Raw genomic sequence first — 11,925 nt, 5'->3', positions numbered from 1 at the left:
TAGACCCGAAACCGGGCGATCTATCCATGGGCAGGTTGAAGGTTGGGTAACACTAACTGGAGGACCGAACCGACTACCGTTGAAAAGTTAGCGGATGACCTGTGGATCGGAGTGAAAGGCTAATCAAGCTCGGAGATAGCTGGTTCTCCTCGAAAGCTATTTAGGTAGCGCCTCATGTATCACTGTAGGGGGTAGAGCACTGTTTCGGCTAGGGGGTCATCCCGACTTACCAAACCGATGCAAACTCCGAATACCTACAAGTGCCGAGCATGGGAGACACACGGCGGGTGCTAACGTCCGTCGTGAAAAGGGAAACAACCCAGACCGTCAGCTAAGGTCCCAAAGTTATGGTTAAGTGGGAAACGATGTGGGAAGGCTTAGACAGCTAGGAGGTTGGCTTAGAAGCAGCCACCCTTTAAAGAAAGCGTAATAGCTCACTAGTCGAGTCGGCCTGCGCGGAAGATGTAACGGGGCTCAAACCATACACCGAAGCTACGGGTATCACTTAGGTGATGCGGTAGAGGAGCGTTCTGTAAGCCTGTGAAGGTGAGTTGAGAAGCTTGCTGGAGGTATCAGAAGTGCGAATGCTGACATGAGTAACGACAATGGGTGTGAAAAACACCCACGCCGAAAGACCAAGGTTTCCTGCGCAACGTTAATCGACGCAGGGTTAGTCGGTCCCTAAGGCGAGGCTGAAAAGCGTAGTCGATGGAAAACAGGTTAATATTCCTGTACTTCTGGTTATTGCGATGGAGGGACGGAGAAGGCTAGGCCAGCTTGGCGTTGGTTGTCCAAGTTTAAGGTGGTAGGCTGGAATCTTAGGTAAATCCGGGATTCTAAGGCCGAGAGCTGATGACGAGTGTTCTTTTAGAACACGAAGTGGTTGATGCCATGCTTCCAAGAAAAGCTTCTAAGCTTCAGGTAACCAGGAACCGTACCCCAAACCGACACAGGTGGTTGGGTAGAGAATACCAAGGCGCTTGAGAGAACTCGGGTGAAGGAACTAGGCAAAATGGCACCGTAACTTCGGGAGAAGGTGCGCCGGTGAGGGTGAAGGACTTGCTCCGTAAGCCCATGCCGGTCGAAGATACCAGGCCGCTGCGACTGTTTATTAAAAACACAGCACTCTGCAAACACGAAAGTGGACGTATAGGGTGTGACGCCTGCCCGGTGCCGGAAGGTTAATTGATGGGGTTAGCTAACGCGAAGCTCTTGATCGAAGCCCCGGTAAACGGCGGCCGTAACTATAACGGTCCTAAGGTAGCGAAATTCCTTGTCGGGTAAGTTCCGACCTGCACGAATGGCGTAACGATGGCGGCGCTGTCTCCACCCGAGACTCAGTGAAATTGAAATCGCTGTGAAGATGCAGTGTATCCGCGGCTAGACGGAAAGACCCCGTGAACCTTTACTATAGCTTTGCACTGGACTTTGAATTTGCTTGTGTAGGATAGGTGGGAGGCTTTGAAGCGTGGACGCCAGTTCGCGTGGAGCCAACCTTGAAATACCACCCTGGCAACTTTGAGGTTCTAACTCAGGTCCGTTATCCGGATCGAGGACAGTGTATGGTGGGTAGTTTGACTGGGGCGGTCTCCTCCTAAAGAGTAACGGAGGAGTACGAAGGTGCGCTCAGACCGGTCGGAAATCGGTCGTAGAGTATAAAGGCAAAAGCGCGCTTGACTGCGAGACAGACACGTCGAGCAGGTACGAAAGTAGGTCTTAGTGATCCGGTGGTTCTGTATGGAAGGGCCATCGCTCAACGGATAAAAGGTACTCCGGGGATAACAGGCTGATACCGCCCAAGAGTTCATATCGACGGCGGTGTTTGGCACCTCGATGTCGGCTCATCACATCCTGGGGCTGAAGCCGGTCCCAAGGGTATGGCTGTTCGCCATTTAAAGTGGTACGCGAGCTGGGTTTAGAACGTCGTGAGACAGTTCGGTCCCTATCTGCCGTGGACGTTTGAGATTTGAGAGGGGCTGCTCCTAGTACGAGAGGACCGGAGTGGACGAACCTCTGGTGTTCCGGTTGTCACGCCAGTGGCATTGCCGGGTAGCTATGTTCGGAATAGATAACCGCTGAAAGCATCTAAGCGGGAAACTAGCCTCAAGATGAGATCTCACTGGGACCTTGAGTCCCCTGAAGGGCCGTCGAAGACTACGACGTTGATAGGTTGGGTGTGTAAGCGCTGTGAGGCGTTGAGCTAACCAATACTAATTGCCCGTGAGGCTTGACCATATAACACCCAAGCAATCTGCATGCTTCGAGAGAAGAGCCAGATTGCGGTGTGTGAAGACGAAACGAACCGAAAGTTCGAGCTGCTCACAAACACCGAGATCTATCACATACCCAATTTGCTGAAGCGAGACCAGCAGGTCACGACTCAGTACCCGAATTTCTTGACGACCATAGAGCATTGGAACCACCTGATCCCATCCCGAACTCAGCAGTGAAACGATGCATCGCCGATGGTAGTGTGGGGTTTCCCCATGTGAGAGTAGGTCATCGTCAAGATTAAATTCCGAAACCCCAATTGCGAAAGCAGTTGGGGTTTTGTTTTGCCTGCGAGAAAGTTCGTACAGCAACATCGGACGGCTCACGGCTGTCACAGTCACCTGACAATGCTAAGGTTCGGCCCTAGCTTTTGCATTTCTCCAAGGAAGCCCTTATGGCGGACGCCTCGTTCCTCAGTGCTGGTTTTATGGTGGTTCACGGCAACCGCCTGGACGAACTGCGTAGCCTGGTGGTCAGCTGGATGCGGCGTTATCCGCTTGCGCCCCTGGAAAATGAAATCGCTCTGGTGCAGAGCAATGGTATTGCCCAATGGCTGAAGCTGGCATTGGCCGAAGACCCTGAAGATGACGACATGGGCGGCTGTGGCATCGCTGCGGCCATTGATGTGCAGTTACCCGGCAGCTTTATGTGGCAACTTTATCGATCAGTGCTCGGGCGTGATGAAATTCCAGCGAAATCGTTGCTGGACAAGGCCCCTCTAACCTGGCGATTGATGCGCCTGTTGCCAGAGCTGATTGATCAACCACATTTCGAACCGTTGCAACGCTTCCTGACTCACGATACCGACCTGCGTAAACGCTATCAGCTCGCTGAGCGGCTTGCTGATCTGTTTGACCAGTATCAAGTGTACCGGGCGGACTGGCTGGAAGATTGGGCGGCGGGTCGCCATCAACTGCGTAACGGTAGAGGTGAGAGCAAGCCGCTCACTCCGGCCAACTGCTGGCAGGCTGAGTTATGGCGTGCGCTGTTGCTGGACGTCGGTGAGCAAGGCATGGCGCAAAGTCGCGCAGGCGTTCATCAACGCTTCATAGAGACAATCACTGGGCTGGACACCGCACCTAAGGGACTACCTTCACGGGTGATCGTTTTTGGCATTTCTTCGCTACCTGCTCAAGCCCTGGAAGCACTCGCAGGATTAGCTCGCTTCAGCCAGGTTCTGCTCTGTGTGCATAACCCATGTCGTCACCACTGGGCAGACATTGTCGCCGATAAAGACCTTTTAAGACATCAGTACAAGCGACAGGCGCGCAAGACCGGCATGCCGGTCGTACTTGACCCACAAACCCTGCATCAACATGCTCACCCGCTGCTGGCAGCCTGGGGCAAGCAAGGGCGCGACTACATCAACCTGCTCGACAGTTATGACGATCCCAACAGCTATCGATCAGCTTTTCGCGATGGACGTATCGATCTATTCAGCGAAAGCCAGCCGTTGAACATGCTCAATCAATTGCAGGACGACATCCTTGAGTTACGCCCGCTGAATGAAACCCGCCTGCTCTGGCCTGCGGTCGATCTGAAGCAGGACGAGTCGATCCGTTTTCACATTGCCCATAGCGCACAGCGTGAAGTGGAGATACTCCACGATCAGTTGCTCGCACGCTTTAGTGCAGACCCGCAGTTGCGCCCACGCGATGTGATCGTGATGGTTCCGGACATCGACAGTTACGCTCCACACATCCGCGCCGTGTTCGGTCAACTTGAGCGGGAAGATCGGCGCTTTATCCCTTTCACGCTGACCGACCAGGGCCAGCGTGGTCGTGACCCGCTACTGATTGCGGTCGAGCATTTGCTCAAACTGCCTGACAGCCGTTTCCCGGTCAGCGAGATTCTCGACTTGCTGGACGTTCCGGCATTGCGCGCCCGATTTGGCGTAGAGGAGCGTGACCTGCCGACCTTGCATCGCTGGATCGAAGGGGCGGGCGTTCGCTGGGGTATGAACGCGGAACAGCGCGCCGGTCTTGGTTTACCTGATGAGCTTGAGCAAAACAGCTGGCGTTTTGGCTTGCGTCGCATGCTTCTGGGGTATGCCGTTGGCAGTGGTCATTCCTGCGATGGCATCGAACCTTATGATGAAATCGGCGGACTGGATGCGGCACTGATCGGCCCATTGGTAGCTTTACTCGATGCTTTGCAGATCGCTCACGCGGAACTCACGCAACCGGCATCGCCCGATCAATGGGGTGTGCGTCTGCAAGCATTGATGCAGCTATTTTTCCTGGCCAGCAATGAGCATGACGACTATCTGCTGGCCCAACTCGAGTTACTCCGCGAAACCTGGCTGGAGACTTGCGAATCGGTTGGTTTGCAGGACGAATTGCCACTGACGGTGGTCCGTGAAGCCTGGTTGGCCGGTCTCGATCAGGGGCGTTTGTCTCAGCGCTTCCTGGCCGGCGCAGTAAACTTCTGTACGTTGATGCCGATGCGGGCAATCCCGTTCAAGCTCGTTTGCCTGCTGGGTATGAACGATGGTGATTATCCGCGTGCACAACCGCCACTGGATTTCGATCTGATGGGCAGCGATTACCGCCCCGGTGATCGGTCTCGGCGAGAGGATGATCGCTATCTATTGCTCGAAGCCTTGCTCTCGGCGCGGGACCAGCTTTACATCAGTTGGGTCGGGCGCAGTATTCGTGACAATAGCGAGCGCCCCGCATCGGTATTGATCGGTCAGCTGCGTGACCATCTGGCTAACGGCTGGAAAAACACCGACGGCAGTAAAGAACTCCTCGATGCGATGACCCAGGAGCATCCGTTACAACCCTTCAGTGCCCGTTATTTCCATGAAGGCGATCAACTGTTCAGCTATGCCCGGGAATGGCAGCTGTTGCATGAGCAGCATGACTGCGTTCCAGCCTTGGAGGTGCTTGATGCCTATGTTCAGGAAGAGCCGCTGAGTCTTGGTCAACTACAGGATTTTCTGCGCAACCCCGTGCGGCATTTTTTCAGTCAGCGTCTCAAGGTGTTTTTCGAAGCGGCTGAAGCGCCCTTGGCGGATGAAGAGCCCTTTGTGCTCGATGCGTTGCAACGCTACAGTCTGAGCGACAGCTTGCTTGAAGCTGCGCTGGCTAGCCCCGATCAACCTGAACAGGCTCTGCATGCACAGGCCAAAAGGTTGCAGGACAGCGGCTTGCTGCCGATGGCCGGTTTCGGTGAGTGCTTGCAACGTGAGTTGATCGAGCCGCTACCGGATCTGCTGCAACGTTATCAACAGTTGCTCGCATTGTGGCCAACACCGCAAAACAGTGCTTTGCCGGTGACGCTCCAATTGCAGGGAGTGAGCCTGGAAGGCTGGCTCAGCGGTCTCCATCAACGCAGCGATGGCGGGTTGCTGGCTGTCACTACGATCCCCAACAGCATTGGTTCGATCAAGACCCGCAAGTGGCATCGTTTGACTCGTCCTTGGGTTAATCACCTGGTGGCTTGCGCGAGCGGCTTGTCGATGACTACGGGGTTGGTGGCCAGTGACGATACCTTGCTGCTTGCCCCTATCGAGCAAGATGCCGCGCTGAAAACCCTGGGCAATCTGTTACAGGCCTGGCAATCAGGTATGCGCCAGCCATTGCCCGTAGCGGTAAAAACGGCTTTCGCCTGGCTGGGCCAGACTGATCCGCTCAAAGCCGAGGCTGCCGCTCGCAAGGCCTATGAGGGCGACGGTCAGACCACCGATGGCGAGCGCCGCGAAAGCCCTGCACTGGCTCGCCAGTTTGCCGATTACAACGCCCTGATTGCCGACGAAACCTTTGTCGATTGGTGTGACGCGCTCTACCGTCCGCTGCTCGAAGCCCCTTGGCGCTCATTGACCAGTGAGGAGTCGCACTCATGACAGCGAAGGTCCCTCTGGCATTAGCCTTCCCGCTTCGCGGTAGTCAACTGATCGAAGCCAGTGCCGGCACCGGCAAGACGTTCACCATTTCCGCGCTCTACTTGCGGTTGGTGCTTGGGCACGGTGACGAGTCTGCCGGTTTTGGTCGTGAACTCCTGCCACCGCAAATCCTCGTGGTGACCTTTACTGATGCCGCGACCAAGGAGCTGCGTGAGCGGATCCGTACACGTCTTGCCGAGGCAGCGCGGTTTTTCCGCGACGAAACACCAGCACCTGACAGCCTGATTGCCGAGTTGCGTGGGCAGTTCAGTCCCGAACAGTGGTCCGGCTGTGCGAACCGTTTGGACATCGCCGCGCAGTGGATGGATGAGGCAGCAGTTTCGACGATTCACAGTTGGTGCCAACGGATGCTGCGTGAGCATGCGTTCGACAGTGGCAGTCTGTTCACTCAAACCCTCGAAGTTGATCACAGCAATCTGCTCGGTGAAGTTCTGCGCGATTACTGGCGACTGTTTTGCTACCCGATGCAAGGTGATGCGCTGAACTGGGTTCGCAGCCATTGGGGCGGCCCGGCCGCCTTGCTGTCACGAGTGCGCGGGTTGTTCGCCAGTGAGCGTGATAGCGCTGAAGGAAAAGAACCTGCCGAGCTGATCACGGAGTGCCTGCAAGCTCGACGTGATGCGTTGCTGGAGCTCAAGGCGCCTTGGCGACAATGGGCGCAGGAGTTGCGAGAGATCTGTCTGCAAGGCGTCGCCAGCAAGTCTGTCGACGGACGCAAGATGCAAGCGCGTTACTTCGAGCCCTGGTTCGAGAAAATCTGTACTTGGGCCGAGGATGACGGCCTTGAACAACTGGATATTGGCACCGGCTTCAATCGTCTGACACCCGATGGCATGGCTGAGGCCTGGAAAGGTCAGGCACCAAGCCACCCCGGCCTGGACGCCATGTCCGGCCTGAAAGCCAGTCTCGATGCATTGCCGACTCCGGATGCCGCAGTCCTGAAACATGCCGCACAGTGGGTGGGGGCGCGTTTTGAAGAAGAGAAGCGTCGTCGTGCTGAAATGGGTTTTGACGACATGCTGCTCAGGCTCGATGCTGCATTGCGAGCCGAAGGAGGGGAGCGTCTGGCGACGTTGATCCGCGAGCAGTTTCCCGTCGCGTTGATCGACGAATTCCAGGACACCGACCCGGTCCAGTACTGGATCTTCGAAAGTATCTATCGTATTGAAGACAACAACCCCGAATGTGGGCTGTTTCTGATCGGCGACCCTAAACAGGCGATCTATGCCTTCCGTGGCGCCGATATCTATACCTACCTGCGCGCGCGTCAGGCAACGAGTGGTCGCTTGCATACCCTGGGCACCAACTTCCGCTCCAGTCACGGGATGGTCGATGCGGTGAACCATGTGTTCCAGCGTGCAGAAGCCCGTGAGCAGGGGCGTGGTGCGTTTCTGTTTCGTGAGAAAAACGGCGAAAACCCGGTTCCATTTCTGCCGGTCGAATCGCAAGGCCGCAAAGAGTCTTTGCAGATCAACGGTCAGGCCGTACCGGCGCTGAATATCTGGCAACTGTCCAGCGAGCAACCGTTGTCCGGTGTTGTGTACCGACAGCAACTGGCTGCAGCGTGCGCCAGTGAAATCACTGCATTGCTCAATGGCGGCCAGCAGGGGCGTGCGGGTTTTGTCCGGGGGGCAGAGGATCTACAGGGGTTGCTACCGGCAGATATCGCGATTCTGGTACGCGATGGTAAAGAGGCCCAGGCGGTACGCAACGAATTGTCCGTGCGAGGTGTGCGCAGTGTTTATCTATCGGACAAGGACTCGGTGTTCGCGGCCCAGGAGGCTCACGACCTGTTGAGTTGGCTAAAGGCCTGCGCCGAGCCGGATGTCGAGCGACCACTGCGTGCAGCGCTGGCCAGCATCACCTTGAACCTGTCGCTGACAGAATTGGAGCGTTTGAACCAGGATGAGCTGGCCTGGGAGAAGCGTGTCATGCAGTTTCGTGAGTATCGGGTGATCTGGCGCAGTCAGGGCATCCTGCCAATGCTGCGCCGGTTGCTGCATGATTTCGAACTGCCTCAGGCCTTGATTGCCCGAAGCGATGGCGAGCGGATACTGACCAACCTGCTGCACCTCTCGGAGCTGTTGCAGCAAGCCGCCGCCGAGCTCGATGGCGAGCAAGCCCTGATTCGTCATTTGTCCGAGCATCTGGCGTTGTCCGGGCAGGCCGGCGAAGAGCAGATTCTGCGTCTGGAAAGCGATGAGCAACTGGTCAAGGTAGTGACCATCCACAAATCCAAAGGCCTTGAGTATCCGCTGGTTTTTCTGCCGTTCATTTGTTCGGCAAAACCGGTGGACGGCAGTCGATTGCCGATGCACTACCACGACGCGAACGGGCAAGCCCAGATAACGTTGAGCCCAACCCCCGAGTTGATTGCCCTGGCGGACGATGAGCGCTTGGCTGAAGATTTGCGCCTGCTCTATGTGGCCTTGACCCGAGCCCAGCATGCTTGCTGGCTGGGAGTCACCGACCTCAAGCGCGGCAATAACAACAGCTCGGTGCTGCACCTGTCGGCATTGGGCTATCTGCTGGGTGGCGGCGAAAAGCTGGTCGAGTCGACGGCGCTGAAGCGTTGGCTGGAAGACTTGCAGCAAAACTGCAGCGCTTTGAGCTATGGCGAGATGCCTGAAGCCACAACCGAACGTTTTCTCCCGCCACGCAATGAGGCAACGTTGCTCGCACCGCTGATACCGAAGCGCAAGGCGGCCGAGAACTGGTGGATCGCCTCCTACAGTGCGTTGCGCATTGGCGATAGTCTGAGCGCTGGCAGCGACGAAGCGCCGGAAAGCCCTCAAGCGCAAAAGCTTTTCGATGACGAGCGACTTGATCCCGATGCGCCACGCGAAGTGCTTGCGAGCGGTGGTGATATCCACCGCTTCCCGCGCGGGCCGAATCCCGGGACTTTTCTCCATGGATTATTGGAGTGGGCGGGTGACGAAGGTTTCGCCGCAGACCCGAAATCCATCGAAAACGCCATTGCACGCCGCTGCAACCGCCGCGGCTGGGAAGGCTGGATCAACACCCTGAGCGACTGGCTGCAGCATTTGTTGCAAGCGCCGTTACGTATTGGTACCGAACAACCACCCGTGGTGTTCGAGCAACTGACCGAGTACCGGGTCGAAATGGAATTCTGGTTTGCCAGCCATAAAGTCGATGTGTTGAAGCTCGACGAACTGGTGCGCCAATACACCCATGCCGGCGCTTCTCGTGTCGTTGCCGAGCCCGTCCTGCTGAATGGCATGTTCAAAGGCTTTATCGACCTGACGTTCGAGCACGCCGGGCGTTACTACGTTGCGGATTACAAGTCCAACTGGCTCGGTGCTGACGATTCGGCCTATACCGAGCAGGCAATGGAACAGTCGATGCTCGATCATCGCTATGACCTGCAGTACGTGTTGTATCTACTGGCGCTGCATCGCCAGCTCAAGGCGCGACTCGCCGATTACGACTATGACCGGCACATGGGCGGCGCCTTGTACCTGTTCCTGCGCGGCACCCGGGCACCTGGCCAAGGCGTGTATTTCACTCGTCCGCCACGGGAATTGATCGAACGACTGGACCGGCTGTTCCAGGGAAAACCAGAACCCAAGCCTGAACCGGCCTGGGAGCAGGGTATATTGCTATGAGCCGTTCCTTTGCCGATTTGTTACCCACACCGTTGACGGCCGAGAGCCTTGCGCAACTGACACCGCTGAGTCGCGCCGATGACCTGTTGCTGTTACTCGAGCGCTGGGTCGAGCGTGGCTGGCTTCGGGCACTGGACAAAGCCTTTGTTGCTTTCCTCCACGAACTGGCGCCCGATGGCGATCCACTGGTGTTGCTGGCAGCAGCCTTGACCAGTCATCAACTGGGGCACGGGCATGTGTGCCTCGATCTGTTCGAAACGCTCAAGGAGCCGGACTTCGCGCTATCCCTGCCGCCGGAGGGCGATCTGCAGACCGGCACCCTGTTGTTGCCATCGCAATTGCTTGAAGCATTGGAGGGCGCTCACTGGTGCAAGGTCCTGGCATCCAGCAGTCTTGTGGCGCTGGCCGTCGATGAGCGTGATGAATCACAGCAGCGCCCATTGGTATTGTCTGGCAAGCGACTGTATTTACGCCGTTACTGGACGTACGAACGGCGCATCGACAGTGCGCTGCGCCAACGACTTATCGTCCATGAACCAACACCCGATGACCTGTCCGAACGCCTGAGTGGCCTGTTTGGCCAGGCCAGTTCCAGTGCGCAGATCGATTGGCAGAAACTCGCCTGTGCCCTGGCCACCCGTGGTGCATTCAGCATCGTTACGGGCGGGCCTGGAACCGGTAAAACCACCACGGTTGTGCGTTTGCTGGCCCTGCTCCAGGCGCCAGCCGTGGAGGCGGGCAAGCCACTGCGGATTCGACTTGCCGCCCCCACGGGCAAGGCCGCCGCGCGGCTGACAGAGTCCATCAGCCAGCAAGTTCGCACACTGCAAGTTGCCGAGAGCGTCAGGGACAAAATCCCCTCTGACGTGACCACGGTCCACCGTCTGCTTGGCAGCCGGCCGGGAACCCGGCATTTCCGCCATCACGCCGGCAATCGCCTGCCGCTGGATGTGCTGGTGGTCGACGAAGCCTCGATGATCGACCTGGAGATGATGGCCAATCTGCTTGATGCGTTGCCGACGCATGCCCGGTTGGTCTTGCTCGGTGACAAGGATCAGTTGGCGTCGGTGGAGGCCGGCGCCGTTCTCGGTGATCTGTGCCGCGATGCCGAGGCCGGTTGGTACAGCCCGCAGACCCGCGACTGGCTGGAGGCCGTCAGTGGTGAAAATCTTGGTTCCAGCGGTTTGCAGGAAGACATCGACGCCACTCACCCGCTGGCCCAGCAGGTCGTGATGCTGCGTCATTCGCGGCGCTTTGGCGAAGGCAGCGGCATTGGTCAACTGGCGCGCTGGGTCAATCAGCAGCAGGCCGATGAGGCCCGCAAGCTGCTGGCTGCCCGCAGTCATGCCGATCTTTTTTCGCTGCCCCTCAAGGGCGAGCAGGACAGGGCGCTGGAGCGTCTATTGCTCGAAGGCCATGGCGAAGGTCCGCAGGGTTATCGGCATTACCTGAGTCTCTTGCGCAACCAGCGTCCGTCCATCAACTCACTTCCCGACGATCCTTGCTGGATCGAGTGGGCACGCAATGTCTTGCAAGCCTTTGATGCGTTCCAGTTGCTGTGTGCCGTGCGCAAGGGACCGTGGGGTGTCGAGGGGCTGAATCAGCGGATTACCGGCGCGTTGCTCAAGGCGCGGCTGATCGACAGTGACCAGCAATGGTACGAAGGGCGTCCGGTACTGATGACGCGCAACGATTATGGCCTGGGCTTGATGAACGGCGACATCGGTATCGCCCTGAAATTGCCTGAGCGCGATGGCCAGGAGGGCGGACGCCAGGTGCTACGTGTCGCTTTTGCGCGTAACGATGGTCAGGGAGGTGTGAGGTTTGTTTTGCCCAGCCGACTCAATGACGTGGAAACCGTCTACGCCATGACCGTGCACAAATCCCAAGGCTCCGAATTCGCCCACACGGCGTTGATCCTGCCCGATGCGCTGAACCCGGTGCTGACCAAAGAGCTGATCTACACCGGAATCACTCGCGCCAAGAACTGGTTCAGCCTGATCGAACCACGTACCGGGATTTTTGAAGAAGCCGTACGACGCAAGGTCAAGCGCTTGAGCGGGTTGATGCTGGAATTGGGGTGAGCAGGTGCAGTGTGGTGGCGAGAGGACTTGACCTATC

3 protein-coding genes and 2 rRNA genes (1 of these 5 running past the window's edge) are annotated in these 11,925 nt (G+C 57.3%); all 5 read left to right on the top strand.

Translation table 11 applies throughout. The features are described from left to right. Positions 1-2,235, top strand: a 23S ribosomal RNA gene (locus AO353_RS06060); it begins 657 nt to the left of the window's first position. A gap of 160 nt (positions 2,236-2,395) precedes the next feature. Continuing rightward, a 5S ribosomal RNA gene (gene rrf / locus AO353_RS06055) occupies positions 2,396-2,511 on the top strand. Between the two features lie 154 nt (positions 2,512-2,665). Beyond that, positions 2,666-6,118: an exodeoxyribonuclease V subunit gamma gene (gene recC / locus AO353_RS06050; RefSeq protein ID WP_054594140.1), complete on the top strand. Its 3,453-nt coding sequence runs from the start codon at positions 2,666-2,668 to the stop codon at positions 6,116-6,118. Next, positions 6,115-9,804, top strand: a complete 3,690-nt coding sequence (gene recB / locus AO353_RS06045; protein WP_054594139.1) for an exodeoxyribonuclease V subunit beta — start codon at positions 6,115-6,117, stop codon at positions 9,802-9,804. The genes recC and recB overlap by 4 nt, the downstream gene beginning before the upstream one ends. Continuing rightward, on the top strand, positions 9,801-11,888 hold the full coding sequence (gene recD, locus AO353_RS06040) for an exodeoxyribonuclease V subunit alpha (protein ID WP_054594138.1): 2,088 nt from the start codon (positions 9,801-9,803) through the stop codon (positions 11,886-11,888). The genes recB and recD overlap by 4 nt, the downstream gene beginning before the upstream one ends. Positions 11,889-11,925 lie beyond the last annotated feature (37 nt).

Source organism: Pseudomonas fluorescens (assembly GCF_001307155.1).
GTDB classification, from domain to species: Bacteria; Pseudomonadota; Gammaproteobacteria; order Pseudomonadales; family Pseudomonadaceae; genus Aquipseudomonas; species Aquipseudomonas helvetica.
Note: the sequence above shows the minus strand (reverse complement) of the source record. Positions and strands in the feature narration are given on the sequence as shown.